The organism is Actinopolymorpha sp. B17G11 (assembly GCF_040196095.1).
Lineage (GTDB): Bacteria > Actinomycetota > Actinomycetes > Propionibacteriales > Actinopolymorphaceae > Thermasporomyces.
Map to the genome: position 1 here is coordinate 364,542 of NZ_JBEFTW010000002.1, position 25,134 is coordinate 389,675.

At 69.1% G+C, this 25,134-nt stretch carries 31 protein-coding genes; 17 read left to right on the forward strand and 14 right to left on the reverse strand.

All coding sequences use genetic code 11. The features are described 5' to 3' along the window. Nucleotides 1–10: 10 nt before the first annotated feature. A complete protein-coding gene (locus ABN028_RS04000; protein ID WP_349695652.1) occupies nt 11–1,057 on the reverse strand; it encodes an alpha-hydroxy acid oxidase in 1,047 nt (348 codons plus the stop codon). 123 nt (nt 1,058–1,180) lie between these two features. On the opposite strand from ABN028_RS04000, the gene fabG reads away from it, so the two are divergent. Next, nucleotides 1,181–1,885, forward strand: coding sequence for a 3-oxoacyl-ACP reductase FabG (gene fabG, locus ABN028_RS04005; RefSeq protein ID WP_349327765.1), 705 nt, complete (start codon nt 1,181–1,183; stop codon nt 1,883–1,885). A gap of 59 nt (nt 1,886–1,944) precedes the next feature. Continuing rightward, nucleotides 1,945–2,718, forward strand: coding sequence for an enoyl-ACP reductase FabI (fabI, locus tag ABN028_RS04010; RefSeq protein WP_349695653.1), 774 nt, complete (start codon nt 1,945–1,947; stop codon nt 2,716–2,718). On the opposite strand, the gene ABN028_RS04015 is transcribed toward fabI, so the two are convergent. Together ABN028_RS04015 and ABN028_RS04020 are read right to left on the reverse strand one after the other, a co-directional pair. Continuing rightward, on the reverse strand, nt 2,697–3,347 hold the full coding sequence (locus ABN028_RS04015) for an SGNH/GDSL hydrolase family protein (protein WP_349695654.1): 651 nt from the start codon (nt 3,345–3,347) through the stop codon (nt 2,697–2,699). The genes fabI and ABN028_RS04015 overlap by 22 nt on opposite strands. Nucleotides 3,348–3,378: 31 nt before the next feature. Further along, entirely contained in the window at nt 3,379–4,230 is an 852-nt protein-coding gene (locus ABN028_RS04020; protein ID WP_349695655.1) for an NAD-dependent epimerase/dehydratase family protein, read from the reverse strand. Between the two features lie 104 nt (nt 4,231–4,334). Between ABN028_RS04020 and ABN028_RS04025 the strand changes: the two genes are divergently transcribed. Both ABN028_RS04025 and ABN028_RS04030 read left to right on the forward strand, forming a co-directional pair. After that, the gene (locus tag ABN028_RS04025; protein ID WP_349695656.1) at nt 4,335–6,755 is read left to right on the forward strand and encodes a YecA family protein; all 2,421 of its coding nucleotides are present in this window, start codon (nt 4,335–4,337) and stop codon (nt 6,753–6,755) included. A 279-nt stretch (nt 6,756–7,034) separates the two neighbouring features. Then, nucleotides 7,035–7,661, forward strand: coding sequence for a helix-turn-helix domain-containing protein (locus tag ABN028_RS04030; RefSeq protein ID WP_349695657.1), 627 nt, complete (start codon nt 7,035–7,037; stop codon nt 7,659–7,661). Here ABN028_RS04030 and ABN028_RS04035 read toward each other — a convergent pair. From ABN028_RS04035 to ABN028_RS04040, 4 genes are all read right to left on the reverse strand, one after another. Further along, nucleotides 7,643–8,221, reverse strand: a complete 579-nt coding sequence (locus tag ABN028_RS04035) for a dihydrofolate reductase family protein (protein ID WP_349695658.1) — start codon at nt 8,219–8,221, stop codon at nt 7,643–7,645. The genes ABN028_RS04030 and ABN028_RS04035 overlap by 19 nt on opposite strands. Before the next feature lie 194 nt (nt 8,222–8,415). Further along, a complete protein-coding gene (locus tag ABN028_RS35250) occupies nt 8,416–8,592 on the reverse strand; it encodes a Stf0 family sulfotransferase (RefSeq protein WP_502879162.1) in 177 nt (58 codons plus the stop codon). A 116-nt stretch (nt 8,593–8,708) separates the two neighbouring features. Beyond that, complete coding sequence (locus ABN028_RS35255; RefSeq protein WP_502879163.1) at nt 8,709–8,915, reverse strand: GNAT family N-acetyltransferase; 207 nt, start codon at nt 8,913–8,915, stop codon at nt 8,709–8,711. Next, a complete protein-coding gene (locus tag ABN028_RS04040; RefSeq protein ID WP_349695659.1) occupies nt 8,830–9,162 on the reverse strand; it encodes a hypothetical protein in 333 nt (110 codons plus the stop codon). Before ABN028_RS04040 ends, ABN028_RS35255 begins: the two co-directional genes overlap by 86 nt. Nucleotides 9,163–9,475: 313 nt before the next feature. Between ABN028_RS04040 and ABN028_RS04045 the strand changes: the two genes are divergently transcribed. Continuing rightward, nucleotides 9,476–10,378, forward strand: a complete 903-nt coding sequence (locus tag ABN028_RS04045) for a phosphotransferase (protein ID WP_349695660.1) — start codon at nt 9,476–9,478, stop codon at nt 10,376–10,378. Nucleotides 10,379–10,426: 48 nt separating this feature from the next. Here the strand turns inward: ABN028_RS04045 and ABN028_RS04050 are convergent, their stop codons facing one another. Next, nucleotides 10,427–11,383, reverse strand: coding sequence for a phosphotransferase enzyme family protein (locus tag ABN028_RS04050; protein WP_349695661.1), 957 nt, complete (start codon nt 11,381–11,383; stop codon nt 10,427–10,429). A gap of 248 nt (nt 11,384–11,631) precedes the next feature. Here ABN028_RS04050 and ABN028_RS04055 point away from each other — a divergent pair, with 248 nt between their 5' ends. Then, the gene (locus tag ABN028_RS04055) at nt 11,632–12,279 is read left to right on the forward strand and encodes a class I SAM-dependent methyltransferase (RefSeq protein ID WP_349695662.1); all 648 of its coding nucleotides are present in this window, start codon (nt 11,632–11,634) and stop codon (nt 12,277–12,279) included. Nucleotides 12,280–12,473: 194 nt separating this feature from the next. On the opposite strand, the gene ABN028_RS04060 is transcribed toward ABN028_RS04055, so the two are convergent. The 3 genes from ABN028_RS04060 to ABN028_RS04070 are packed head-to-tail and all read right to left on the reverse strand — an operon-like array spanning nt 12,474 to nt 14,541. After that, nucleotides 12,474–13,553, reverse strand: a complete 1,080-nt coding sequence (locus ABN028_RS04060; protein WP_349695663.1) for an S-adenosylmethionine:tRNA ribosyltransferase-isomerase — start codon at nt 13,551–13,553, stop codon at nt 12,474–12,476. A gap of 5 nt (nt 13,554–13,558) precedes the next feature. Further along, complete coding sequence (locus ABN028_RS04065) at nt 13,559–14,281, reverse strand: SDR family NAD(P)-dependent oxidoreductase (RefSeq protein ID WP_349695664.1); 723 nt, start codon at nt 14,279–14,281, stop codon at nt 13,559–13,561. Between the two features lie 59 nt (nt 14,282–14,340). Next, nucleotides 14,341–14,541, reverse strand: coding sequence for a hypothetical protein (locus tag ABN028_RS04070; protein WP_349695665.1), 201 nt, complete (start codon nt 14,539–14,541; stop codon nt 14,341–14,343). Nucleotides 14,542–14,724: 183 nt separating this feature from the next. On the opposite strand from ABN028_RS04070, the gene ABN028_RS04075 reads away from it, so the two are divergent. The 8 genes from ABN028_RS04075 (at nt 14,725) to ABN028_RS04110 (ending at nt 20,433) form a co-directional block, all read left to right on the forward strand. Next, on the forward strand, nt 14,725–15,876 hold the full coding sequence (locus tag ABN028_RS04075) for a GAF domain-containing sensor histidine kinase (protein WP_349695666.1): 1,152 nt from the start codon (nt 14,725–14,727) through the stop codon (nt 15,874–15,876). Nucleotides 15,877–15,892: 16 nt separating this feature from the next. Next, nucleotides 15,893–16,591, forward strand: a complete 699-nt coding sequence (locus tag ABN028_RS04080; protein WP_349695667.1) for a response regulator — start codon at nt 15,893–15,895, stop codon at nt 16,589–16,591. An 11-nt stretch (nt 16,592–16,602) separates the two neighbouring features. Continuing rightward, on the forward strand, nt 16,603–16,959 hold the full coding sequence (locus ABN028_RS04085; RefSeq protein ID WP_349695668.1) for a nuclear transport factor 2 family protein: 357 nt from the start codon (nt 16,603–16,605) through the stop codon (nt 16,957–16,959). Between the two features lie 132 nt (nt 16,960–17,091). Further along, nucleotides 17,092–17,355: a phosphoribosyl-ATP diphosphatase gene (locus ABN028_RS04090; protein ID WP_349327783.1), complete on the forward strand. Its 264-nt coding sequence runs from the start codon at nt 17,092–17,094 to the stop codon at nt 17,353–17,355. A gap of 86 nt (nt 17,356–17,441) precedes the next feature. After that, complete coding sequence (gene hisG / locus ABN028_RS04095) at nt 17,442–18,290, forward strand: ATP phosphoribosyltransferase (protein ID WP_349695669.1); 849 nt, start codon at nt 17,442–17,444, stop codon at nt 18,288–18,290. A 15-nt stretch (nt 18,291–18,305) separates the two neighbouring features. Further along, entirely contained in the window at nt 18,306–18,812 is a 507-nt protein-coding gene (locus tag ABN028_RS04100) for a PH domain-containing protein (RefSeq protein ID WP_349695670.1), read from the forward strand. A gap of 63 nt (nt 18,813–18,875) precedes the next feature. Next, complete coding sequence (locus tag ABN028_RS04105; protein ID WP_349327786.1) at nt 18,876–19,019, forward strand: hypothetical protein; 144 nt, start codon at nt 18,876–18,878, stop codon at nt 19,017–19,019. Between the two features lie 46 nt (nt 19,020–19,065). After that, a complete protein-coding gene (locus ABN028_RS04110; RefSeq protein ID WP_349695671.1) occupies nt 19,066–20,433 on the forward strand; it encodes a glycosyltransferase family 39 protein in 1,368 nt (455 codons plus the stop codon). Nucleotides 20,434–20,576: 143 nt separating this feature from the next. Here the strand turns inward: ABN028_RS04110 and map are convergent, their stop codons facing one another. Further along, a complete protein-coding gene (gene map / locus ABN028_RS04115; RefSeq protein ID WP_349695672.1) occupies nt 20,577–21,425 on the reverse strand; it encodes a type I methionyl aminopeptidase in 849 nt (282 codons plus the stop codon). Between the two features lie 108 nt (nt 21,426–21,533). Here map and ABN028_RS04120 point away from each other — a divergent pair, with 108 nt between their 5' ends. Next, nucleotides 21,534–21,734, forward strand: a complete 201-nt coding sequence (locus ABN028_RS04120) for a hypothetical protein (RefSeq protein WP_349327789.1) — start codon at nt 21,534–21,536, stop codon at nt 21,732–21,734. A gap of 172 nt (nt 21,735–21,906) precedes the next feature. Here ABN028_RS04120 and ABN028_RS04125 read toward each other — a convergent pair whose 3' ends face one another. Together ABN028_RS04125 and ABN028_RS04130 are read right to left on the reverse strand one after the other, a co-directional pair. Then, a complete protein-coding gene (locus ABN028_RS04125) occupies nt 21,907–22,680 on the reverse strand; it encodes a histone H1-like repetitive region-containing protein (protein ID WP_349695673.1) in 774 nt (257 codons plus the stop codon). A 416-nt stretch (nt 22,681–23,096) separates the two neighbouring features. Beyond that, the gene (locus tag ABN028_RS04130; RefSeq protein ID WP_349327791.1) at nt 23,097–23,681 is read right to left on the reverse strand and encodes a hypothetical protein; all 585 of its coding nucleotides are present in this window, start codon (nt 23,679–23,681) and stop codon (nt 23,097–23,099) included. Between the two features lie 100 nt (nt 23,682–23,781). Between ABN028_RS04130 and ABN028_RS04135 the strand changes: the two genes are divergently transcribed. Both ABN028_RS04135 and ABN028_RS04140 read left to right on the forward strand, forming a co-directional pair. Continuing rightward, nucleotides 23,782–24,777: a TIGR03557 family F420-dependent LLM class oxidoreductase gene (locus ABN028_RS04135; protein WP_349695674.1), complete on the forward strand. Its 996-nt coding sequence runs from the start codon at nt 23,782–23,784 to the stop codon at nt 24,775–24,777. A 47-nt stretch (nt 24,778–24,824) separates the two neighbouring features. Further along, nucleotides 24,825–25,085: a hypothetical protein gene (locus tag ABN028_RS04140; RefSeq protein ID WP_349327793.1), complete on the forward strand. Its 261-nt coding sequence runs from the start codon at nt 24,825–24,827 to the stop codon at nt 25,083–25,085. The last annotated feature ends 49 nt before the right edge of the window (nt 25,086–25,134 follow it).

Consider the following 25,134-nt stretch of genomic DNA (forward strand, 5'->3'; position numbering starts at 1 on the left):
GTACGCAACGCTATCCACGCATCGCGCGGCCCGGAGGAACGGCGGCCAGGTCGGCGTCGACGTCGGAGACCGAGCGGCACCCGCACAGGGCGAGGGTTTCGGCGACCTCCGCCTGCAGCGATGTCAGCAGCTCGCGTACGCCGTCGGCGCCGCCCGTGCCGAGTGCCCACAGCGCGGGCCGGCCGACGAAGGCGGCGGTGGCACCGAGGGCGAGCGCGCGGACGACGTCGCGGCCTGTACGGATGCCGCCGTCGACGTAGACCTCGCACGCCTCGCCGACGGCCGCCCGGACCTGCGGCAGTGCCACGGCCGTAGGGATCGCGCCGTCGAGCTGGCGCGCCCCGTGGTTGGATACCCACACCGCCGCCGCGCCCGCGTCGACGCACGCGCGGGCGTCGTCACCGCGCAGGACGCCCTTGACGACGACGGGCAATCCGCCGGAAAGCTCGCGCAACCAACCGATGTCCTTGAACGTCACCGCGGGATCCTGCCAGGTTCCTTCGTCGTCGCGGGTCTCCATCGCGGGTACGAGCCGTGGCACGGACGGACCGACTGGGACGGCGCCGACGCGCGCCTTCGTCGCGACGTACGGCGTGTCGGCGGTCAGCACCAGCGCCCGGGCTCCCGCGTCCACGGCACCGCGCACGATCTCGGCGGTGAGGTCGCGGTCCCGAAGCAGGTAGTGCTGCATCCACCACGGCCCCGCCACCGCCGCCACCTCGTCCAGTGACGCTGTCGCCCTGGTCGACAGGACGAAGAGCGACCCTGCCTCGGCCGTGCCCTTGGCCGTCGCCACCTCACCGTCGGGATGCGCGAGCCGGTGGTAGCCGGTCGGTGCGACAAGAACCGGCGAGGCAACCGGCGTCCCGAGGACGCTCGTCGCGGTTTCCACGTCGGACACGTCGCGTAGCACCCGCGGACGCAGCGCGACCTCGTGCCACGCCCGGTCGTTGCCGGCGAGGGTCTCCTCGACGCCGGAGCCGGTCGCGATGTAGTCGTAGACGTCGGCGGGAAGTGCCGCCCGCGCGGCCTGCTCCCACTCGGCTGGACTGGCCATGACGGGCATTCTGCCGGAACGGGACGCGCCCGGCCGCCTGCGGTCAGTGATCGACCTGGCGGCTGCTAGCGTGCCAGAACGCGGAAATCGCTCACCACCATCCACACGCCACGGGAGGCAGACGTGGGTCGCTCAGTACTCGTCACCGGAGGAACCCGGGGCATCGGACTCGCGGTCGCGCAGGCGTTCCGTGAGGCGGGCGATGACGTCGCGTTGACCTATCGCGGTGGCGAGCCACCGGCGGGATTCCTCGCGGTGAAGGCCGAGATGACCGAGCCGGACACGGTGGAGCAGGCGTTCGCGGAGGTCGAGGAGAAGCAGGGTCCTGTCGAGGTCCTGATCGCCAACGCCGGCATCACCCGCGACACCCTCCTGCTCCGGATGAGCGAGGACGACTGGTCGAGCGTGATCGAGACCAACCTGACCGGTGCGTTCCGGTGCGCCAAGCGGGCGGCCAAGGGCATGCTCAGGCTGCGCCGCGGCCGGATCGTCTTCGTGTCGTCAGTCGTCGGTCTGCTCGGTTCCGCCGGCCAGGTCAACTATGCGGCCAGCAAGTCCGGCATGGTCGGCATGGCCCGCTCCATCGCCCGCGAACTCGGGTCGAGAGGCATCACCGCCAACGTTGTCGCGCCCGGTTTTGTCGAGACCGCGCTCACCGAGGTGCTGTCCGAAGAGCTACAAAAGAAGTACGTCACGCAGATCCCGTTGGGTCGCCCCACGACCACCGAGGAGGTGGCCAAGGTGATCCGCTGGGTCGCGAGTGACGAGGCCGCCTACATCACCGGAGCGGTCATCCCGGTCGACGGCGGCCTGGGCATGGGCCACTGAACCGCAGAGGAATGGCGCTGAGCCGAAGGACGAGCCGCACAGGGATGGGGAGCTGAGCAATGGGTGGGATTCTCGAAGGTAAGCGGATTCTCGTCGCGGGCGTGACGATGGACACGTCACTGGGCTTCGCGGTCGCGAAGGTCGCGCAGGAGCAGGGCGCGCAGGTCGTCATCACCAACTTCGGTCGGGCGCTCGCGATCACCCGGCGGATCGCCAAGCGGCTGCCGGTCGAGCCCGCGATCATCGAACTCGACGTGACGAACGACGAACACCTGGCCGGCCTGGCCGACTCCCTGCGTACGCATGTGGACGGACTCGACGGAGTGGTCCACTCGATCGCATTCGCGCCCCAGGAGGCGTTGGGCGGCAACTTCCTCAACACCTCCTACGAGGACGCCGCCACGGCGTTCCACGTCTCGGCGTACTCCCTGAAGTCGCTCACCACGGCGGCGCTGCCGTTGATGGGGGCGGGCTCGTCGGTGGTCGGGCTGACGTTCGACGCGACCGTGGCGTGGCCGGCGTACGACTGGATGGGCGTGGCCAAGGCGGGCCTGGAGTCGTGTGCCCGCTACCTCGCCCGGGACCTCGGGCCGAAGGGCATCCGGGTCAACCTGGTGTCGGCCGGATACACCAAGACCATCGCCGCCAAGGGCATCCCCGGTATCGAGCAGGTCGAGGGCATCTGGGGCGAGCGCGCTCCGCTCGGCTGGGATCCCGACCTCGACCGCGAGGCGACCGGGCGGGCGTGTGTGGCGCTGCTGTCGGACTTCTTCGGCAAGACGACCGGCGAGATCGTCCACGTCGACGGTGGCTACCACGCGATGGGCGTCTGAGGCTGAGCGTCCACCGTCTCCAGCCAGGTTCGTGCGATGAGGGCGTGGCCGGCTGGAGTCGGGTGGACGCCGTCGGCTGCGAGTTCGTCGGCGGCCCGGGTGGTGGCCGCGTGCGTCAGCACGGAGTCCAGCGGGACGAGGGTGGCGTCGTGGTCCGCCGCGAGCCTGCGTACGACGGCGATCTTCGGATCGAGATCCTCCCGCCAGCTGTCCTGCCCGGGTCTGACCGGCAGCAGGAACGGCTCCACGAGAACGAGCGCCGCACGGCTGTTGTCAACCGTGGCTTGCAGGATCGCGCGATAGTCGCGCCCGAACGCCTCGACCGACGTCGGATCGCCGCTGTCGTAGCGCCGCCAGGTGTCGTTGACGCCGATCATGATCGAGACGACGTCCGGCTTCAGGTCGAGGCAGTCGGCCTGCCACCGCTCCCGCAGGTCGCGCACCCGGTTACCGCTGATGCCACGGTTGAGGAAGGTGACCGGACCGCCCTCGGAGTTTTCGGCGTACGTCTGTGCGACGACTCGCGGATAGCCGCCGCCGAGGTCACGGGGATCGCCTCGGTCGCGACCGGCGTCGGTGATGCTGTCGCCGATGAACAACACCCTGCTCGCGGTCTGGAGAAGGCTCATGACGGCACACCCCTCGTGCTCGAGCTGGTTGTCACGCGGTCGGGACGTCTACGTGGTCGCGCCAGGAGTACTGCGGGGCGAAGCCGAGTGCCTCGCGGGCACGGTCGATCGCCAACAGCGTCTCGAAGCCGGCGACGTCGCGGGAGACCTTCACCTCGGGGAACACCTCGCGCAGGAGGTCGGCGGACGGCCGGTCCATGATCGTGTCGGCCGCGGCGATGATGAAGTTCGCGCTGCCCTCGACCGGCGCGTCGAGGCCGAGCCGGCATGCCTGGGCGACGTCGCGGACGTCGACGTAGCCCCACAGGTTCCACTTCCGCGCGTGCGGATCGGCCCAGAACGACCGAACCCGCGCGTAGTTTTCCGGCAGGAAGATGTTCGACAGGCGCAGCCCGACGAAGGGGATTCCCGACCATCCCGAGATCTGCGCCGCGATGGTCTCGCCCACCACTTTCGACAGGGCGTACGTCGAGGTGGGGTGGGGGAAGTGGTCCTCGTCGACGGGTGCGTAGCGCGGCGGTACGTCACCGAAGGGGAGGCCGAGCGTCGTCTCGCTGGACGCCCACACCACCCGCCGCAGGCCCAGCTGTGCCGCCGCGAGGAACACGTTGCCGTTCATGGCCGAGTTGGCGTTGAAGGTCGTCGCCGGGGTGTGGCGGCCCGGCGCCGGGATGTTGCCCAGGTGGACCACCGCGTCGACGCCCTGCAGCAGCTCGACGACCTGTCCGTAGTCGGTCAGATCAGCGCGCAGGAACGAGGTTCCGAGGTCGGCCGGGGCGGGTGCGAGGTCGGTGGCGACCACCTCGTGCCCGTGCGCGAGGAGGTCCCTGGTGGTGGCCTGGCCGGCCTTGCCGCTGGCTCCGGTGACGCAGATCCTTGCCATGGTCATCCTTTCGTACGCGGGAGATCCCCGTACTGCAACGCTAACCGTACGATGCACCACCCAGCTGAACCTCGGTCTTCCGGGTGAGAGAAGAATGGCCGGGCATGAGCGTCCACGAACTTCGCCCGACTGAACCGCCGGCGGAGTGGTCCGCCGTCCTGCGTGAGCTGTCCGCGTCGGGCCCGATCAGCGAGTCCGATCTGGTGGAAGCCGTACGCCTGGACGCGGCGGACGTCGAGGACGTGCTGCTCGACAGTGCGTTGGCGTACGAATCGCCCGACGGGTGGGTCAACCTGATGACCTTGGCCGACGGCGCGGTCTTCACCCACATCCTGACCCGAGACGACGTCGAAGCCGGTCGCCTTTACGCCAACGGCGACCTGGCTTTGTGGGAGCGGTTGGCCGAGGAGGACGATCTACCCCTGCGAGGGGGTGGATCCCTGTCCATCGACTGGATCGGCGACGGGCCGGACGAGACTCCGGTGTTGGCAGGTCCCGACGGCTGGCTGAGCGGGTTCGAGGAGGGAGACCTGCTCGCTCTCCGGTTGCGCGACGGCATTGTCGAGATGTCCACCGCCAGCGTGGAGGAGCCCGTCAGCCCCGAGCTGCGCCGGTCGGCGGCGACGGTCGCCGCGGGCTTCGCTGGAGCGGCTGTCGAATCCCTGAACGACCTTCCCCGGCTCGGCGAGATCGACTTCGCCCCAGGCGCACGGATCGACGAGGTACTCGCCACGCTCCTCCTCGAACGGCCGGAAACGTTCGCCGAGCCGTTGCCCCCGTTGACCAGGATGCTGCACGCCGGACAACTCGAGGTGGTCGGTGGTCGCGTCGGCCCCGCCGGTATGCCGTGGGACCCGCGGCTCACCGCTGGCATGGATCCTGCCGACGTGGTGCGTTACGCCCGCGCACGTGCGGCGCTGCGCATGTGGGGGGCAGGCGACGACTTCACCAGCTTCCTCCGGCACCTGGCCGACTCCGAGCTGGTCCTGGCCAAGATCGCTGACGACGTTGAGACGAGGCCGCTCGACGCCGATCGGCTGACGGCGATCCGCCGCGCGGCCTCAGGTCCGGCGCAGCGGGCTGCGGCACTCCTGTTGGCGGCGCGGACGGCGGAGGGGACCGGTCGGCCCGACGAGGCGGCGGAGCTGGTCGAGGAGGTCCTTCAGGAACGGCCCGACCTCGGGCCCGCGCTCTGCGACGCCGCGGAGTACGCCGCCTGCAAGGGGGACGCACTCCGTGCCGACGGTCTGCTGCGTACGGCCGGATTCTCGTCCGACGACGGAATGCGCAGGTGGCTACGCCCGCTGACCGCACTCCCCGCCGCGTCGACGTCACGCAACCGGCCGTGCCCCTGCGGGTCCGGGCGGAAGTACAAGATGTGTTGCCTGCGTAAGGAGATCCATCCACTCACCACTCGGGCCGCCCTGCTCTACGGCCTGCTGGTCACCTATGCCGAGCGGGGCAGGCATTTCGACCAGATTGTGGCGCTGATGGATCTGTGTCCGCGTGTCCCGGTGATGTTCGGCGTCGAGTTGGCGTTGTTCGAGTGCGGCTACCTGGCCGAGTTCCTCGCCGAACGTGGACCATGGCTGCGCAACGACGAACGCGAGCTGCTCACCCGCTGGGAGCAGAGCCCACTCCGGCTCTACGAGGTGGTGTCGTCCCGAGCGGGTCGCGACGCCACCGTGCGGCACCTGCCCGACGGCGATCCGGTGGTGCTGCCTGACCGGGCATTCTCCCGGAGCGCCGAGCCGCTGGATCTCGTCCTTGCCCGGCTGCTCGACGACGGAAGCCGGTTGGCCCTCTTCACCGATCCTCTGCGGGTCCACCGCTCCCGCCGTCGCGCGATGCTCGGGCTTCTGGACGGCGACGTCGACCCGTCGGCAGTCATGCGGTTCTTCGCGCCGCAACCGCCACCTGAGCTGCGCAACGGGGACGGACACGAGCTGACCCAGTGCTCCGCGACGTACGACGTGGACGGTGGCGACGAGGCGTGGGCCGCCCTCGCGAAGGATTTGTCCGAGGAAGGACCGGACCGTCTCGTTGCCATCGTGGACGACGTAGTCCGCGGGTCGGTACGTCGGGCCGGAACCCGCTGGACTGTCGAGGCAAACTCCCTCGAACGCCTCCGAGAACTCCAGCAAGTCCTCCTCGCGGCCGCTCCCGATGCTCGCCACCGCTCCGAGTCGAGCGTCCCGATGGAAGAGCTGATCGGATCCGCCGCCCCACCGGCCGGCCTCGGTGCCGCAACCGCACCTGCCTCTCCCGGGGAGATGGAGCAGGTCATGGCCGAGGTCATCCGGCAGTACGAAGAGAAGTGGCTCGACGACGCCATCCCCGCGCTCGATGGCCGCACGCCTCGGGAGGCAGCGGCCGAGGGCGGCGCCGCTCTCGCGGAACTCACGGCCCTGCTCGACGACTTCGAATGGTCCAGCCGTCAGGAGGGTGGCGGCATGAGTGGCGAACGGATTCGTACGCTCCTGGGCCTACCTCCCGGGCGGGTTCAGGGCAGAGGACGGGTCTGAGGGACGGGAGTTGACGTCGCCGAAGCCGGTGGCGCCAGCCCGTTCGCAGTGCCGACGGCACTTCGGTCGAGAGGCCCCGGATCGTGGACGTGATGGGGCCACTGTCCACCCGCCTGAGGTGGGGGCGTACGAGCCGACCGAGGAGAGAGACGCCTCGCGAAGCTAGGTGTCTGACCGGCGGCGTATTCTTCGCCCGTGGGACTGCGGTTCGAGACGCGCCGGTCCGATTCGCCGTGGGTCGACACCGTGTGGACCTGCGCAAGCGAACAGGTTACGGCGATGACGTCCGTCGCAGGGGTGCGCTGGGGTCTGGTGTTCTGGGAGCAGGACGGCTGGGCGTATGCGGGCATCACCGGTCCCGAGACCCGGACTGGCACCGCGCCGGTGCCGGAGGGTGCGACCTTCACGGGCATCGAGTTCGCCGTCGGCACCTCGTTGCGGGCCGTGCCGACGTCTGCGCTGGTCGACGGCGGCGTCGCGCTCCCCGACACCACGCGCCGGACGTTCCGGCTGGATGGCGCGCGCTGGGAGACGCCCAGGCCCGACGACGCCGAGGCCCTGGTTGAGCGTTTCGTCCGGGCCGGGATCGTGTTTCGTGACCCGCTCGTCGCCGAGGTGCTGCTGGGTCACCGCCCGGACGTCTCGGGGCGCACGGTCGAACGCCGGTTCCGCGCCGCGACCGGGCTGACGCGGGGTGCCGTCCGGCAGATCGAGCGGGCCCGCACGGCGGCGGACCTGCTGGCGGCTGGCGAACCGGCCGCGCATGTCGTCGTCAAGCTCGGCTATTTCGACGAGCCGCACCTGGCCCGGGCGCTGCGTTCCTATGTCGGACGCACTACTGGGCAGCTGCGCGAGAGCGCCGGCGGCGCGATCGCCCTTGACCTGGATCAGCGCTTGACGTCGTAGACCAGCTTCAGGATCCCGTTCGAGTAGCTCTCCGACTCTCGCAGCGTCAGCATCTGCTTGTCGCGGTCGGCCCGGCCGAACAGGCTCTTCCCGGCACCGAGCAGGACGGGGAAGACGAGCAGGTTGTACTGGTCGATCAGGCCCGCGTCCGACAGCCGCCGGGCCAGCTCCGCGCTCCCATGGATGAAGATCGCGCCGCGCTCGCCCTTCTTGAGTGCGGCGACGTCCTCGGTCGAGCGCAGGATCGTAGTGGACCCCCACCCGTCGACGAGGGCGTCGTCGGACAGCGTGGTCGACACCACATACTTGGGCAGTTCCTTGTAGGCGGCGTGGTCTTCCGAGCTGGGCCAGGTGCGCGAGAACGCCTCGTAGCTGCGGCGGCCGAACATCAGCGCCGTCGTGTCGGCGAGCTCCTCGCCCTTCAGCGACCAGGCTTCTGGGACGAACTCGAGGTCCTTGAACACCCAGCCGCCGCTGCGGTGCTCCTCACCCGGCCCACCGCCGGGCGAGTCCACGACGCCGTCGAGCGACATGAAGCCGGTGTAGACCAGGTCACGCATGGTGCTGTCTCCTTAGGATCGGGCGAGCTGCTGGGTGGTCATGCTAGGTCGCGGCCCTGGCGGCCGTCTTGGACAGAAACGACAGCGCGTTCAGTCGTCCGCCGGCTGTCGTCCTGCGGAATCGGGGCAGCTCCTTTGCCGCTGGGGGCCGCCCTTCGGGAATTCTCGCCCGGGAGCTTCGGCCTCCAGGTGGTTCACGAATCATGCGCTCGGCGCGCGCCCGCGACGAAAGCGCTGGTACCAGGGTCCTCGAGCCACTCACGCGGACGCCCGGCGATGCCGGTGTCCTCCAGCGCTTGGGTCAACATGGTGCTGCCCACGCGCTGGCTGAACCAAATGAGATACGACTGTCGGGGCGCCGCGACCGCCATGCGTGGAGCTTAGCGCCCCGCGAATGGCGTCCGCGTAGGTCAGACCCAGCGCACGCCTCAGGCGGGGCCGGCCGTCGGCAGGAGGCGGCGACGAGCGCCAGGGCGACGCCAAGGTGTCATTGTTGCTCAGGATGCAGATCAACTGTGAACGTCGGGTAGTCCGGCTGCGGGCAAGCCAGTCCTGTGTATCCAAGCTTGGTGTAGAAAGGCACCGCGCGAGTTTCGTGCGCCTGCCACTCAACGTAGCGGGCACGACCTCTCGCCCACTCTATTGCCGCATTCAGTAGTTGAGTACCTGCGCCGCGCCCGCGCTGAGATTTCAGTCACGATCAGGTCGTGCATCCGGACGATCCGGTGGAAGTCACCATGCCTGAGGTGTGGTCCGTAGTCCTGCGCGGCAACGTATCCGACCGCCCGATCGTCGCGATAGGCCCCAATGATTGCGCAGCTGTCGGCTCCGACGAGTCGGGCGAATACCTGCATTGCCTTCGGCTCGGGATCGTGAGGGTCGATCAGCGGCCGTAGATCTTCATAATCAATCAGCTGGACAGGTCGGATCGCAAAGATCATGGTGTCATCCTGGCCCGGTCGATCAATAACGACAACAAATCAGGCTGGCCCGTGACCTCTGAAGACGAGCGCACCCCCGACAATGCTGCCCCTCAAACTCGACGACCAGCATTGTCGAACGGTCCCGCGGAAGGGACGCGTGCCGTCCGCTCCCCGGGAAGGCCAGAAGGCGGCGTTCCATGGAGTAATGGGTCGTCACCGAGGAGCCTCGCGAGGGACGACCTGTGCCTTGTGGGGTTGCCGCGTATAAGGTGTCTCGGCGATCGAGCGCGAGCATCGACCATGACGCTTGACGAGGACGACGAGGAAGACCGTGGAACCATCCGAAGTCCGGCGGGCGGTTGAGGCCGCCGGGGCGACTGCCTCCGCGCTTGGTCTGCAAGTAGGCGATGCGGTCGTCGTTCACAACTCGGACCGCATCGCCGTGCGCCTGATTCCTTGCGATGTTCTTGCTCGTGTAGCACCGCTGTCCCTTCACGACGGTCAGGGACAAGCGGGCATGGAGTTCGAAGCAGAGGTTGCTCGCCGTCTCGCCGAAACCGACAGCCCGATAGGTGAGCTCGAGCCTCGGGTGGAGCCCGGCGTCTATCTGCGTGACGCCTTCGCTATCACGCTATGGACCTACTACGAGCCCGTCGTTGCTGACCGGCAAGGCGGCACGGCGCACGAGCAGCCCGGCATGTCCACAGACCTCGCGCCGGCGGACTACGCGCACGCACTCGTCCGCCTCCATGCCGGCTTGCGCAAGATCGATCTGGCGGCACCACACATCACCGCTCGAATCGCCGGTTGGGCAGAGGGAGTTGGCGATCCAGAGCAGACTCCAGAACTTCGCGACCGTGACCGCGAACTGGTCAGCGACACACTCAGCCGCGTGAGCGCGGCGATCAGCCGTTGGGGTTCGGGCGAGCAGCTGATGCACGGTGAGCCGCATCCGGCAAACGTGCTCAGCACCAGGAGAGGGCCGCTCTTCATCGACCTCGGGACGTGCCAACGTGGGCCGGTCGAGTACGACCTCGCCTATGTCCCCGATGAAGTTGCAGAACACTATCCCGGGGCCAACCAGGACCTCGTTCACCAGTTCCGCCTCCTCATGTGGGCAGGCGTCACGACGATGCGCTGGAACCGAAACGACCAGTACCCCAACCGGGACTACTGGAGAATCGAGACGCTCAACCAGCTTCGAGCAGCGCTCGATCGCTACGGACTGGATTGAGTCCACGGTGAGGTTCACCGTCGTTCGGATCGTCAGTCGAACCGGTCATCAGGGTGCGGCTGCGCTGACCAGTTGGTTGTAGCGCGAGGTGATCCACTCGATCGCCCGCAGATTGCGTTGGTAGCCAGTGGGATCGGGCACCCATCCGTGTAGGCACCAGTCGGCGCCGCCGACCAGGGTCGTGAGTAGCAGCGGTACGACGGCGGCCTGCTCGCGTTCGGTCAACGGGTGGGTTGAGTGGTAGCCGGCGACGTAGTGCCGCAGCACGGCGGCCATGGCATCGGGATCGCCGTCGATGATCTGGTCCAGTAGGCGGCTGGCGAGGTAGACGCCGAGGTCCCGGACTCGTGGGCTGTGTGGCAGGTGGTCGAGGTCGATGTATCCGGTGACCTCGCCATTGTGGACGAGGATGTTGCCGACGTTGCAGTCGCCGTGGGTGAGCTGGGTGGGTAGGTCGGTGAGCGCGGCCCAGAGCTGGTCCCGCAGGGGATCGACCAGCTCGCGCAGCCCGGGCGGCAGCTTGGCGTAGTCATCGCCGAGGATGTCCGGTGCGGGGTCGTCGGTGAAGGACGTGACGTGCCATGGGCAGTCGGCGAGCATGCGGTCGAGCTGGCCGATGCCGGCGCCGATCGTGTGCGCCAGCTCCGGCGATTCGCGCAGCTCGGGGTCGTTAAGGAGCAGGGGAAGGAGTGCGTACGCGTGCGGGCCGGTCGGTTGCTTCTCGTTCGGGTCGGTGCCGAGGTTGTCGGCGTTGTAGGCGATCAGCCCGTCGTCGGTGACGACTGGCACGGCTACGGGCAGTCCGCCGGCCTGCAGGTAACACAGCACCCGGTACTCCTCGACCGGGCCCACTCCGGGTGGCCACTCCGGTAGGTGCTTGAGCACCCACTGCCGGCCGTCCTCGCCTGTGACCTTCCATATCGGGTTGTGGACCCTGTCCATCGGCTCGACTCGGGTCGCACCGACGACAGTCTTCCAGGCCTCCAGGGCCGCGTATTCGTCCATGCCGGGGACGCTAGGCGCGTCCGGTCCGTGCTCGCACGACATTTTCGCCGGCCGGGTCCGGCCATGTCGATCCCCCTACGCCGTGGCATGGTCGACGGAGCCCTTCGTCCCCCGCCACTCGGTTCGGACCACTGGCTAAGCATCTGGCTCTGCTCAGCTGGGCCGGGCGGTTGGACTAGCCATGGGTTGCGGCACTTCTGCGCGTCGTCTTCGCACCGGTACGACTGCCGAAAGGGAGCGTCATCTGCATGACTGACCCGAACGCACGGCCTGACTTCAGCCACAACGACTTCTATCACCGGTATCTGCTGCGCCAGGTACCACGGCAATGCGATCGAGCGCTCGACATCGGATGCGGAACCGGCTTGTTCGCCAGGCGATTGGCTCAGCGTGCGCAGACGGTTGAAGCCATCGATCGCGCGCCCGAGGTGATCGACCAGGCGCGTGCGCTGTCCCACGACACACCCAACGTCCACTACGCCGAGGCAGATGTTGCCGACTACGACCTGGGCACTGCGCGTTATGACTTCATCTCCGGTATCGCCAGCATCCATCACATGCCGTTCGCGGAGACGATCACGAAACTGCGTGATGCGTTGGCCCCGGGGGGCGTACTGGCCATCCTGGGCCTTTGCCGCTATGCGACACGAGCCGACTACCTGCCCGACCTGGTCGCGGCCCCGGCGAACCTGGCTGCCAAAGCGGCGGTCCGGGCGAAGGCCCGCCTTGGCAGCCGGGCGGCGGGCTCCGGACCGGCGCCGTCGATGGATGCGCAGATGACGTTGCCGGAGATCAGAACTGAAGCGGTACGGCTTCTGCCTGGAGCGGTCATCCGACGTCGTCTCTTCTGGAGGTACTCCCTCATCTACCGGCAGCGGTCGAGCTCGACGAGATGAAGGCAAGCGCTGAGAACCGGAACGGCGTGAGCTCGTGCGCTGGAACCTTCGTCTGAGGGCAGCTGAGCAGGGCATCTGGAAGTCGACCGGGATGCGGCCACGCCTGGGCCCTTCCGGCCTGGACCCAGGGGCGGCCGTCGTACATCACAGTGTCGGTGTGCAGGTCGATGCGGGCATCGAGGTCGTCCCATGTGTCATATCAAGAGGTTGACGTCGCCGAACTCGTGCCACAGGTAACCGCCGTCGAGCGCGGCGGCGTAGCAGGCCCGTACCAGCTCAGTGCCGGCGATCGCCTCGAGCATCTGCAGGTGTGACGCCCGCGGTTCGTGGAAACCGGTCAGCAGGCCGGACACGACCCGTACGCCGCGTGCCGGGGTGACCACCACGTCGGTCCATCCGTGGGCGGCAGCGATCGTGCCGGACCCCGGCGGCGCGGACTCCAGCGCGCGGACGACCGTCGTCCCCACCGCGACCACGCGGGCGCCACGGTCTGTCGCGTCGCTCACCACCCGCGCCGTCACGTCGGGGACGTCGAACCATTCGGCGTACGGAGGTTCGTGGGCCTCTGCCGAGGCGACGCCGGTGTGCAGCGTGACGGGTACGACGAGAACGCCCCGGGCGACGAGCCGGGTCACGATCTCCGGAGTGAACGGCCTGCCAGCGCTCGGCATCTCCGCACTGCCGGGGATGGTCGCGAAGGTCGTCTGATAGTCCTCGAGCGGCCACTGCTCCGCGACGTAGCCGTACCTGATCGGTCGACCGTACGCCGCGAGATAGCGGGGTATGTCCGTCACTGTGAGCACCGCGTGCCACAGCCGGCGGGACACGTGGCGGTCCCGCAGCACCAGGTCGACGCCACCGGGCAGGGCCAGCCGGTCACCCGGTTGCCCGCTCGGGTCGGGGTCGGCGCCACGGCGCAGCTCCACCAGCCAGGATCCGTCCGGTGCGAGGGTCGAGAAGTGCACGGCCCGCTGCGTACCCCTGTCGTCCGGCAGGTCCACCGCAGCTGGCAACGTCCCCGATCTGTTGACCACAAGGACGTCGCCGGGGGAGAGCAGGTCGGGCAGCTCGCGGAACGCATGGTGGCTCACGCCCCCGGCGCCCTGACCGTCGCGCGGGCTCCGACCCACCAGCAGGCGTACGCCGTCACGGGTGAGGCCGCGCGCCTCGGGCGGCTCGTGCGCCTCGAGGGCAGCCGGCAGCGAGAAGTCGATCGACGAAGGACCGGCACGGTCGATGGGCGCGCCACCATCGGCGGTCTTGGCTTCGGCCACCGACGTCATGCGGCGAGCCCGTCGAGCAGGTCCGTCGCCCGGAAACGACCGCTGGGTGGGCGTTCGGCGATCAGCCGGACGAACGCCGGAACAACGGTGTCGGGCAGTGGCCGGTCGGAGATGTCCTCGCCCGGGAACGCGTCCTGGTGCATCTGGGTACGCAGGTCACCGGGGTCGACCCACCAGAGCCGCACGTCGTGCCGGCCTTCGGCGAGCTCGGCGGCGAGGACGTTGGACCACTGTTCGAGTGCGGCCTTGGCCGAGCCGTAGCCACCCCATCCGGCGTACCCCTCGACGGCGGCATCGCTGGTGACGTTGAGGATCGCACCGCCCCTGGCCGCGAGGTGGGGCAGGGCGAGCTGGGTCAGCGCCAGCGGCGCGACCGTGCCCACCTCGAGGATCTCGCGATACGCGGCGAGGCCGAGGTCCGCCACGGCGGGTAGCGGGCTCGGCCCGAGTACGCCGGCGTTGTTCACGACCAGGTCGGGGCCACCGAGCAGCGCGGCGGCCTCGACCAGCTCGGCCCGGTGCCCGGGGTCGGTGACCGAACCCGCGAGGCTGGTGACCGTGCCCGCCGACCCGGCACGGGCGGTGAGCTCCCGGGCGGCGTCGGCCAGGGGGTCGGGGTTGCGGGCGTCGATCACGAGGGACCAGCCCCGGTCGGCGAGCCCGCCGGCAAGGGCGAGGCCGAGACCGCGGGACGCTCCGGTGATGAGGGCGACAGACATGGGGACTCCCTTCCTGGACAGGGTGTGCGGGTCGGTTCGGAGAACGCGGTCGCCACCCCCTAGCAGCCCTGGGCCGCCGGCGTGGTCGCCGCGGCCGCCGCGGTCGGTCGGATGGCCGGCTCGGCCCGGTGCCGGCCGGCTTCTGCCGCCCTCCGCCGCGCGTGGTGGGCCAGCCGGGCGAGGCGGCGCTGTTCGGCCTGGCGCAGCAGCTCTTCGGCGCGAGCGGTGGCGAGGCTCTGGATCATCACGTCGTTCCACATGAGGTGCTCCCTTCACTGGAACCGACGCTAGGGCGGCGGCGAACGCCCGCCATCGGGCCGCCGATGGGACCGGAGTACGCCGTTCGCCCTACTCCATGCGGCCTACAACCCGTGGCCTACGTCGTGAGACCTACGACCTGCGGCCGGTCCGCCAGCGGGTCAGAGACGGGTAGCGTGTCAGCCGTGTCCACGCCTGTGCCGCCGGAATGCCGCGACGACCTCGACGCGCTGTCCCGCGCGCTCCTCGCCGTCACCGGGCAGACGGCCACGCACGAGGTCCTGCAGATGATCGTCGAGTCGGCGCGCAGCCTCGTCGGGGCGGAGTACGCGGCACTGGGGCTTCCCGACGGGCAGGGCCGGTTCGCCGAGTTCTACACGTCCGGCGTGAGCAGTGAGCAGTGGGCGGCGATCGGCCCGGTACCGCGCGCACACGGCCTGCTCGGCGTCCTGATGCACGACGCCCACCCCTACCGCGTCGTCGACGTCCAGACCGATGGCCGTTTCTCCGGGTGGCCCGGCGCACATCCCGACATGCGCGGATTTCTCGGCGTACCCATCGTCGACCGAGGAGACATCCTCGGCGCGGTCTACGTCGCCAACGGCCCGGATGTGCCCGAGTTCACCGCGGACGACGAACGCCTGCTGACGATCCTCGCCGCGCACGCGGCGATCGCGCTCACCCGGGCGCGGATGTTCGAACGCGACCGGGAGCTGACGCTGGTGGAGGAGCGGTCCCGGATCGCCCAGGACCTCCACGACGCCGTGGCGCAGAAACTGTTCAGCCTCCGCCTGACCGTGGGTGCGGCCGAGGCCCTTGCGCTGAAGGGGGATCTCGACCGCTCCCGGGTGGAGTTCGCCAGGGTGAAGGAGCTGGCGGGTTCCGCGCTCGACGAGCTGCGCGCCGTCGTCACAGAGCTCCGCCCCCCGGCGGTCCGCGAGGACGGTCTCGTGCCGGCCCTGCGCAAGCACATCGCCGTGATCGGCAGGGCGCACCCAGTCGAGATCGGCTTCACCTCCGACTGCGACGGCCGCTGCCAGCTGCCGGAGCAGGTGGAGGACGTCGTGTTCCGGGTGACGCAGGAGGCGCTGCACAACGCCTTGCGGCACGCCGAACCCAGCGCCGTGATGATCGACCTGCGGACCCCCGAGACCGGCGTCGTCCTGACCGTCGCCGATGACGGCAAGGGATTCGTCGACGACCCCGCGCGGCAGGGCGGGCATCACCTGGGCCTCGCGTCGATGCGGGAGCGGGCGCGGCGGGCGGGTGGGAGGCTCCGGGTCGAGTCGCGTCTCGGGGAGGGGACGACCGTGACCCTCGAGGTGACCCGTGAGTGAGCCCGAAACTAGGACCGTGAGTGAGTCCATGAAGGGTCCTGACGCCGAGCCTGTGGCCGACGGCGTGGGTACGCCTTCGGACACCGAAGCAGGGCCGATCAGGGTCCTCGTCGTCGACGATCACCAGGTCGTCCGGCACGGCCTGCGGACGTTCCTCGACATCCTCGACGACATCGAGGTCGTGGGGGAGGCGGCCGACGGTCAGGAAGCGGTCGAACAGGCTGAGGCGCTCGCGCCCGACGTGATGCTGCTGGACCTGCAGCTCCCGTCGGTCGACGGTGTGGAGGCCTTGCGGATGCTGCGCGACCGGGGGAACCCGGCCCGGGTTCTCGTGCTCACCTCGTTCACGGAACCGGCCAAGGTCGTGCCGGCCCTGCGGGCGGGTGCGGCGGGCTACCTGTTCAAGGACGTCGATCCCGACGCGCTGGCGCAGGCGATCCGTGCGGTGCACGCCGGACAGGTGCTGCTCGAACCAGAGGTCGCCGCGGCTCTGCTCCGAGGTGACGCGGGCGACGAACGCGCCGGCGCCCTCACCGACCGCGAACGCGAAGTGCTCGCCGAGATCGCCCGTGGCAGGTCCAACCGCGAGATCGCCCGCGCCCTCGTCCTGTCGGAGAAGACCGTGAAGACCCACGTGTCGTCGATCCTCGCCAAGCTCGGCCTCGCCGACCGCACCCAGGCCGCCCTCTACGCCGTTCGTTCCGGCCTCGTCTAGGTTGGCGTTCCATGGACCGCACTGAAAACCGAGCGTTCGTCGACCGGTGGGTCAAGGACTGGAACGCCCACGACCTCGACGCCGTCCTCGAGCACTTCGCCGACCACGTGGTCTTCACCTCGCCCAACGCCGCGGAATGGATACCCGCCTCGGGTGGTGTCATCCGGGGCAAAGCGGCGCTGCGCGAATACTGGTCCGTCGGCCTCCGGGCCCAGCCTGACCTCCATTTCGAGGTGATCGCCAGCTACGCCGGGGTCAACACGCTGGTGATCAACTTCCGGAACCAGCACGGTCGCGTGGCCAACGAGGTTCTCACCTTCGACGGTCCGCTGGTCGTCGAGGGCCACGCCACTCACCTCGACGGCTGAGCCTGGAGCGCACGGTCGCTGGTCGCGTGGCCTCAGCGGTCAGGCGACCCTCGACGCCAGCCGTTCACCGGTGACTCCTAGGCTGGGGGACCGGCGGCCAGGGTGTCGCCGTATCGACCACAGGACCTGAGGATGAAGACGTTCGACGAGCTGTACGCCGAGCTGGCGGCGAAGGCGGTGGCCCGCCCCGAGGGATCGGGCACCGTCGCCGCCCTCGACGCCGGCGTCCACGCGATCGGCAAGAAGCTCGTCGAGGAGGCGGCCGAGGCGTGGATGGCGGCCGAGCACGAAGGCCGGGAGCGGGCCGCTGAGGAGATCTCGCAGCTGCTCTACCACGCCCAGGTGCTCATGATCGCCTGTGATCTCGACCTCGACGACGTCTACGCCCATCTCTAGGGTGAGCCGGCCGCGACAGGTTGGCTCGCCCTCGCCGACGCGTCCGTTCGTCCCTACCCCAGGCACCTGAGGAAGAGAGCCAGACAATGCTGCGTGTCGCCGTTCCCAACAAGGGATCGAGAATCGCCGAACCCGCCGCGGAGATGCTGCGCGAGGCGGGCTACCGCCAGCGCGGGGATTCCCGCGAGCTGGTGCTCACCGATGCCGACAACGGCATCGAGTTCTACTACCTGCGTCCCAGTGACATCCCGGTCTTCGTCGGACAGGGCACCCTCGACCTCGGGATCACCGGGCGTGACTATCTGATTGATTCCGGCGCACCGGGCGAAGAGGTCCTGCAGCTGGGCTTCGCCCGTTCGACGGTCCGGCTCGCCGCCCGGCCCGGAACGGCGTCCTCGATCGAGGACCTCGAAGGGCTCCGGGTCGCCACGTCACTGACCGGACTGATGCGGAACTTCCTCGCCGAGCGTGGTGTGACCGCCAAGGTGATCAAACTCGAGGGCGCGGTCGAGACGGCCATCAGCCTCGGCGTGGCCGACGTCATCGCCGATGTCGTCGAGACCGGAAGCACGTTGCGCAACGCCGGCCTCGAGGTCTTCGGCGAGCCGATCCTCACGTCCGAAGCCATTCTCGTCAAGCGGGACGGAGTGGCCAGCCCCAGCGAGCTCGAGCTGCTCATCCGCCGGCTTCAGGGAGTTCTGGTCGCCCGCGACTACGTCCTGATGGACTACGACCTCGAGGCCGACGCCATGGAGCGGGCCGTCGCGATCGCACCCGGTCTGGAGGGGCCGACGGTCTCACCGCTTCATCGAGCGGGCTGGGTCGCCGTGCGGGTGCTCGTGCCGCGCGTCGAGGCCCAGCGGCTGATGGACGAGCTGTGGGAGATCGGCGCCCGCGCCATCCTCGTCACCGACCTGCACGCCTGCCGGCTGTGAGATGCGGCCACCACGATGACCTCCACGCCACCCGGTGGTCCCGACGGGCCGAGTACGCCGGTGCCCGACAGCCTTCCCGCACTGCCGCACACGTGGCGCCCACGCTTCGTGCCCGTGGTGGCCGCCGCGATGGGGGTTGTCCTTGTCGCCGCCGCTCTGGGCATGTGGGTCGGGTTGCCGGCGGCGGCCCGGGCACAGATCAACATCCTGCAGTCCCTCACCCTCGGCCTGGTTCTGCTCGCCCTCCTCGCGGGGTTGTACCGGCTGGCCCGGTTAAAGGTGCGCGCCGACGAGGCCGGCCTCACGATCGTCAACGTCCTGCGCACTCGCCAGTTGGAGTGGGCGCAGGTCCTGTCGGTCAATCTCCGCTCGGGCGATCCGTGGGTGCAGTTGGACGTCGACGACGGTACGACGGTGCAGGCGATGGCGATCCAGTCCGCCGACGGTCAGCACGGGCGGACGGCGGCGCGCGAGCTGTCCCGTATGGTCGCCCAGCACACCCGAACGCAGCGGAACGACTGACGCCCTTGGAGATCGAACACGTGTTCGATATCCTGTGGTGGAGGGCAGCGGGAGGCGGGAGCGGTGAGAGAGCGATTCGTCGTACGCGAGACCGACTACGGCCATGGCATCTGGGATCTGCTGCTCGACGACTGGTGGATTCCCCGGCTCGACATGGCTCGTCGCGATGCGGAGCTGATCGTCGAGGAGCTCAACCAGGGGTCCTGACTGGCGCGTTCCTTGTCGACGTGACGTTGGTCGGCTGGATCCGGTCATGACGAAGCGTCGCGCCGTCGCCGTGGCGGTGCTCCCTTCGGTTTTCGCGTTCGTGGTCTACCTGTGGGCGCTCGGTGTTCCCGCGCTCTGGCTCGACGAGGCGGCAACGGCGAGTGAGGTCGGGCGATCCCTCGGCGGTCTGCTCGGATTTCTCGCACACCGCGACGCCGGTCTCGGCGCCTACTACCTCGCCATGTCGGCCTGGACCTCGGTGGGCGACGCGGGGTGGTGGCTACGTCTTCCGTCCGCCGCGGCCATGGCGGTCGCGGCAGGTGTGATCGCCGATCTGGCGCGCCGCTGGTGGGGGGCGTCGAGCGGGATCACCGCCGGTGTGCTGACGGCGTTGTCGCCGATGGCGTCGCGGTACGCCCAGGAGGCGCGCCCCTACGCCCTCGTCGTGGCCGTCGGCGTCCTGTCCGTCTGGTTGCTGCTCTGGGCAGTACGGACGGATCGGTGGTGCTGGTGGGTCGCCTACGCCGCCGCGCTGACGCTGCTCGGCCTGCTGCACCTGGCGGCCGTCCTCATCGTCGCCGCACACCCCGTGTTCGTGGCGGCGTGGAGGCGATCATGCGGACCGGGTGGACCGTGCGGGCCGGGTGGACCGTGCGGGCCGGGTGGACCGGGTGGACCGGGTGGCTGGCGGAGGTGGGCCATCGCGGCCACGGTGGGGTTGGTCCTTCCGGCCGCGCTCGCGATGGTGGTGTTCAGCCAGCGCGCGACGGTGGGCTGGATACCCGCGCAGAGGCCGGGCGACCTCGCGGATGCGTTCGTGGCCATGACCGGTTCCGGGCCATTCCTGGTGCTGCTTGCGGCACTTGCGCTGGTCGGCGTACGACGGAACCCGCTCACCGCGCCGCTGCTGGTGTGGCTCGTCGCTCCGCCCCTGCTGCTGTTCGGCGTCGGCGCCATCACACCGGCGTTCCTTCCGCGGTACCTGCTCGCCTCGGCGCCCGCGCTCGTCCTGCTCGCCGCGGCCGGGCTGCGGCACCGGACGGCCCGGACGGTCGCGGTCGTGGGTGCGATGGCTGCAGCGGTGGCATGGGCTCCCCTGGCGAGGATGCGTGCGCCCGACGGTCATGGACCGGACGTGCGCGCGGCCGCACGAGTCGTCGCCGCTGACTGCCGTACCGGCGATGCGGCGTACGAAACCCTCACGACCGTTCACACTCTTCCGTACTACCTGCGAGGCTCCGATTGCGACCTCACCTGGGTCGCCGGTGGTCTGCCGCCAGGCGTGCGCAGGGTGTGGATCGTCGTGCCGCGGTGGCAAGAGGGCAAACCGTCAGGTGTGACCGGACTCCGGCACGTACGCACGACTTCGGTGGCCGGCGCGCGCGTCATGCTCTGGGAGCGGCCGCGCCGGTGACGTCCGTGCTCTGGCGTCCACTACCACCCCGCCCGTGCGAGGTTCACCGACTTCGACCCCTTCTGGGAGTTCGTCTCGGGCCCGCTCAACGAGGTTGGTGTGGGTGACTCCGCCGAAGATGCTGGCAGGCGATGCGGCGACGCTCAGACGGTGGTCAGGATCTCCGCGCCCGTGGGCGTGACGAGCAGCGTGTGCTCGAACTGCGCCGACCACCGGCGATCCTTGGTGAGCACGGTCCAGCCGTCCTCCCACATGTCCCATTCGTGCGTGCCGAGGGTGAGCATCGGCTCGATCGTGAACGTCATGCCGGCCTCGATCGTGGTGTCGAAGCGTGGCTCGTCGTAGTGCGGAATGATCAGTCCCGAGTGGAACGCCGTGCCGATGCCGTGGCCGGTGAACTCCTGTACGACCCCGTAGCCGAACCGCTTGGCATAGGACTCGATCACCCGTCCAATGACGTTGACCTGGCGGCCGGGTGCGACGGCCTTGATTCCTCGCATCATGGCCTCATGGGTGCGTGAGACCAACTGGCGTACGTCTTCTGCGACGTCGCCGACGAGAAAGGTGGCATTGGTGTCGCCGTGCACGCCGCCAATGAACGCGGTGATGTCGATATTGACGATGTCGCCGTCTTCGAGTTGGCGCGCGTCAGGAATGCCGTGGCAGATGACTTCATTGACCGAGGTGCAGAGCGACTTGGGGAATCCCTGATAACCGAGCGTCGAGGGATAGGCGCCAGCGTCACACAGAAACTCGTGGCCCACCTGGTCGAGTTCATCGGTGGTGACGCCCGGGGCGACGTGCTTCCCGACCTCCTGGAGCGCCTGTGCCGCGATCCGCCCGGCGACCCGCATCCGCTCTACGGTGTCGGCGTCCTTGACCTCCGAGCCGGTGAACCGGCGTGGCGCGGCCTTGTCGACGTACTCAGGTCTGCCGATGTCCTGGGGGACCTTGCGGCGCGGGGAGATCTCGGCGGGAACCAGTGGGGCCATGGTTCCGGGAGTCTACGACGCCCGTCGCGAGGTTCTGTCACCATGTCCGCCGGGTGCGAACGACGGTGCGGAGTTGCCGGAGCCGCTTCGCTGGGGAAAGCTTCCCCCATGAGCGTGGAACCTGCCGAGTGGTATTTCTGTCTACGGCACCACCGGGTCGAGCCTCGGGAAGGATGCCGCGCCGCTGATCGGCTCGGTCCCTACCCCAGCGAGGCGGAGGCGCAGGGGGCCCTGTCCAAGGTGGCCGAGCGCAACGAGCAGTGGGACACCGACCCACGCTGGAACGACGACGTCGACGACGAGCGCTGATCGGGCCCATCCGTCTCCCGTCGCAACGAGTGCTGGCTCGGCTGTGACGGATCTGGGTGGCGGCATCAGGTTGTTGGCCGTGACTGGAGTCGGCTGTGGGGACGGCGCATTCTGCGCACGTCCCCACAGCTGACACTGCTTTTTCGTTTTCGGTCGATCTACCCGGTTTGGATCATCCCGCGGACTGGCGGCGCGGCGCACGGCTGCCCGTCCGGGCGGTCGCTGTCTGCGTGGCGCTCGGTGTGGTCGCTGCCCGGGTCATCCTGCGTCCGGCCATCTTCCGAGTCCCGGCGGTCCTCCTCGTGGTGGTCCGCTTCATGCCGGCCCGCTTCCGAGTGGCCTTCTTGGCCGGTGCGCGCTTCTTGGCGGCCTTGCGCGCCGGCGCCCGCTTTGTCGCGGTTTTCTTGGCCGTACGCTTGGCCGTCGTGCGCTTCGCGGTGGCCCGCTTGGCGGTGGCCCGCTTGGCGGTAGTGCGCTTCGCGGTTGTCCGCTTGGCGGCGCCGCGCTTGGCGGCGCCGCGCTTGGCGGCGCCGCGCTTGGCGGTGGCCCGCTTGGCCGTCGCCCGCTTCGCGGTGGTCCGCTTCGCGGTGGCCCGCTTGGCCATGCCCCGCTTGGCGGTAGTGCGCTTCGCGGTGGCCCGCTTGGCCGTCGCCCGCTTCGCGGTGGCGCGCTTCGCGGTGGCCCGCTTGGCCGTCGCCCGCTTGGCGGTGGCGCGCTTCGCGGTGGCCCGCTTGGCGGTGGCCCGCTTGGCGGTGGCCCGCTTGGCGGTGGCCCGCTTGGCGGTGGCCCGCTTGGCGGTGGCCCGCTTGGCGGTGGCCCGCTTCGCGGTGGCCCGCTTCGCGGTGGTGCGCTTGGCGGTGGTGCGCTTCGCCGTCGTCCGCCGAGTCGTTGTCTTGCGACCCCCGCGCTTCGCCGTGCTCCCGGTGGCCTTCCTTGCCGCAGCCACCGTCTGCTTCCGGACGGTCTTTGCCGCCGACTTTCCTGCCGCTGTGGCCCGGGTAGCTATCTTCCCCGTCTTCCTGGCCGCGGCCGTTCTCTTGTTTGCGGTCTTGGTCGCCGCTGTTCTTGCTGTGGGCACCGCACTGCCTCCCTTGCAGGGGCCTCCGGCCTTCAACCGGACCGTTGCTGCCAACTTGGCCAGGACATTCACTCCGGCCGTCTCAGTGGATCTTGCGCATTAACGGCTCCCGTAAACCACGAACGGCGGGGGAATTTATTGATCTGTGCGAGAACCGCTCAGAAATGCGGTCGAGTTCCATGCATCGTGATTTCGCAAACCCAGAGTTGATGGGAAGCATTGGCGTCCAAACACCGAATATGTAAAGCAGATAGGCGTTCGCCGAAGTCGTCCTCCCGCAGACGCTATGCGCCCGGGCCCACGATGGTGTCGAGAAGGCGACCGAGTCGTGCGCGCAGGGTGCGGCGTCGACCGGGCGTCGGTTCGGTGGCCGCGATGCTCAGCAGGTGTTGTGCACTGTCGAAGGACACGGCCGGCAGGGCATCTGTGTCTACTGCGAGAACATCGTGCGCGAGGGCGGCGAGTTCTGGCTGACCTGTGTCGAGGGCGAAGATGTTCGCGCCCTTGCGGCGTACGTCATCGACGCGTTCGAGCAGTGGATCCGGCACCGACGCAGCGACGACGAGGAGCGACTCGCCTCGGCGTGCGTCGCTCAAGCGGTCCAGCCCGATGGCGAGATGTGCCGGCGCGCCTGGTGGTGGGTTCCATCGCACCAGGGTGGGCGCGATCTCAGGGAGGGCGGCATACCGCGACTCGTCGTCGAGGTGTGCGGTGAGGTGCCAGGGTTCGTCCTCTGGTGGGCCGAACAGCAAGAGCCCACCGGGGGATTTCGTGGTGGTCCGAAGTGCGCGTCCGAACTCGGCGGTACGTTCGAGCCAACCGCTCCCGTCGAGAAGCTCGCGGAGTGCTCGTGCCTGCTGGAGATCCATCGCACACCACCGTGCCACATGGGCCCCGCGAGGGGGACAGTTTGGTGCCGACTGGTTTGCTGGACTCGTACGGCGGGCGTCGTGCGGAGAGGAGCAACCAGTGAGGTACGGCTACAAGGCATCGGCCGAGCAGTTCGGCACCCGCGAACTACTCGACTACGCACTACTCGCCGAGCGGCTCGGCTTCGACATCGTGGCGGTGTCGGACCACTTCCAACCGTGGCGACACACCACCGGGCACGCGCCCCTTGTCTTCAGCTGGCTCGGTGCACTGGCGTACGCATCGGAGCGGATCACGATGGGCACGAGTGTGCTCACGCCGATCCTTCGCTACCACCCGTCCGTGGTGGCGCAGGGCTTCGCCACCATCGACCAGTTCGCACCCGGCCGGGTCTTCCTCGGCGTCGGTACCGGCGAGGCGATGAACGAGGTACCGGCCACGGGCGCGGCGTGGCCTGGCGGCAAGGAGCGACGGGCGAGGTTGCGGGAGGCCGTCACCTTGATTCGTACCCTCTGGACGCAGGAACGCGTGGACTTCGCCGGTGACTACTACACGACCTCCAAGGCGACCATCTACGAACGCCCGGACGATCCGCTGCCCATTTACGTCGCGGCGTCCGGACCGCTCGCCGGCCGGCTGGCGGGGCGGATCGGCGATGGTGTCATCCAGACCAGTGGCAAGTCACCGGAGCTCTACGAGACGGTGCTCGGCAAGGTGCGCGAAGGTGCGGAGGCGGCCGGACGCGATCCAGCGAAGCTCCCGAACCAGATCGAGATCAAGGTGTCCTACGACGCCGACCGCCGGGTCGCCGAAGAGGCCTGTGCGTGGTGGGCGGCGCTCGGACTGACGCCGGAGCAGAAGCAGGGCGTCGAGGACCCGGTGGAGATGGAACGCCTGGCCGATGCCGACCCGCTGATCGCCACGAAGCGGTTCATCGTCTCCGACGACCCTGACGAGGTTGTGGACAAGATCGCGCCGTATGTCGATCTCGGCTTCAGCGAACTCGTCTTCCACGGCCCGGGCAACGACCAGGCACGCTTCCTGGAGGGTTTCGCCCGCGACGTCCTGCCGCGCCTGCGGTCCCGATGGGCCTGAAGCCCGGGGAGTAGTCACGACGAGCGCCTGACGGGCACCATGGGTGCATGAAGTCACTGGTCCGGTTGGCTGGCTGGGTCGGCATCGTCCTGTTGTTCCCCGTGCTCTACCTCTACGTCGTGAGCGGGCTCGTGGCCCCGATCTGGGCGGTGGTCGTGCTCGTCGCCTGCTGGCTCGTGCTCGGGCTCTGTGCCGTGCGGTGGGTTCGGCGCCGGCCGCTGGTGGTGCTGGCGCTGCCCTTCGTCGGGGTGGTGTTCTGGTTGGCCGTCGTCTCGCTCGGTGAGGTCCTCTTCGGGTGGACGGCCTGACGGGTTCACCGGTCGCCGTACTGGCAGACACAGTGGACTTGCGCGCCGG

Excerpts from the sequence above, each read along its gene's own strand:
- ABN028_RS04000 (WP_349695652.1), bottom strand. The coding sequence starts at position 1,057 with ATGGCCAGTCCAGCCGAGTGGGAGCAGGCCGCGCGGGCGGCACTTCCC.
- fabI (WP_349695653.1), top strand. The coding sequence starts at position 1,945 with ATGGGTGGGATTCTCGAAGGTAAGCGGATTCTCGTCGCGGGCGTGACG.
- ABN028_RS04015 (WP_349695654.1), bottom strand. The coding sequence starts at position 3,347 with ATGAGCCTTCTCCAGACCGCGAGCAGGGTGTTGTTCATCGGCGACAGC.
- ABN028_RS04020 (WP_349695655.1), bottom strand. The coding sequence starts at position 4,230 with ATGGCAAGGATCTGCGTCACCGGAGCCAGCGGCAAGGCCGGCCAGGCC.
- ABN028_RS04025 (WP_349695656.1), top strand. The coding sequence starts at position 4,335 with ATGAGCGTCCACGAACTTCGCCCGACTGAACCGCCGGCGGAGTGGTCC.
- ABN028_RS04030 (WP_349695657.1), top strand. The coding sequence starts at position 7,035 with ATGACGTCCGTCGCAGGGGTGCGCTGGGGTCTGGTGTTCTGGGAGCAG.
- ABN028_RS04035 (WP_349695658.1), bottom strand. The coding sequence starts at position 8,221 with ATGCGTGACCTGGTCTACACCGGCTTCATGTCGCTCGACGGCGTCGTG.
- ABN028_RS35250 (WP_502879162.1), bottom strand. The coding sequence starts at position 8,592 with ATGGCGGTCGCGGCGCCCCGACAGTCGTATCTCATTTGGTTCAGCCAG.
- ABN028_RS04040 (WP_349695659.1), bottom strand. The coding sequence starts at position 9,162 with ATGATCTTTGCGATCCGACCTGTCCAGCTGATTGATTATGAAGATCTA.
- ABN028_RS04050 (WP_349695661.1), bottom strand. The coding sequence starts at position 11,383 with ATGGACGAATACGCGGCCCTGGAGGCCTGGAAGACTGTCGTCGGTGCG.
- ABN028_RS04055 (WP_349695662.1), top strand. The coding sequence starts at position 11,632 with ATGACTGACCCGAACGCACGGCCTGACTTCAGCCACAACGACTTCTAT.
- ABN028_RS04065 (WP_349695664.1), bottom strand. The coding sequence starts at position 14,281 with ATGTCTGTCGCCCTCATCACCGGAGCGTCCCGCGGTCTCGGCCTCGCC.
- ABN028_RS04070 (WP_349695665.1), bottom strand. The coding sequence starts at position 14,541 with ATGTGGAACGACGTGATGATCCAGAGCCTCGCCACCGCTCGCGCCGAA.
- ABN028_RS04085 (WP_349695668.1), top strand. The coding sequence starts at position 16,603 with ATGGACCGCACTGAAAACCGAGCGTTCGTCGACCGGTGGGTCAAGGAC.
- ABN028_RS04090 (WP_349327783.1), top strand. The coding sequence starts at position 17,092 with ATGAAGACGTTCGACGAGCTGTACGCCGAGCTGGCGGCGAAGGCGGTG.
- hisG (WP_349695669.1), top strand. The coding sequence starts at position 17,442 with ATGCTGCGTGTCGCCGTTCCCAACAAGGGATCGAGAATCGCCGAACCC.
- ABN028_RS04100 (WP_349695670.1), top strand. The coding sequence starts at position 18,306 with ATGACCTCCACGCCACCCGGTGGTCCCGACGGGCCGAGTACGCCGGTG.
- ABN028_RS04110 (WP_349695671.1), top strand. The coding sequence starts at position 19,066 with ATGACGAAGCGTCGCGCCGTCGCCGTGGCGGTGCTCCCTTCGGTTTTC.
- map (WP_349695672.1), bottom strand. The coding sequence starts at position 21,425 with ATGGCCCCACTGGTTCCCGCCGAGATCTCCCCGCGCCGCAAGGTCCCC.
- ABN028_RS04120 (WP_349327789.1), top strand. The coding sequence starts at position 21,534 with ATGAGCGTGGAACCTGCCGAGTGGTATTTCTGTCTACGGCACCACCGG.
- ABN028_RS04130 (WP_349327791.1), bottom strand. The coding sequence starts at position 23,681 with ATGGATCTCCAGCAGGCACGAGCACTCCGCGAGCTTCTCGACGGGAGC.
- ABN028_RS04140 (WP_349327793.1), top strand. The coding sequence starts at position 24,825 with ATGAAGTCACTGGTCCGGTTGGCTGGCTGGGTCGGCATCGTCCTGTTG.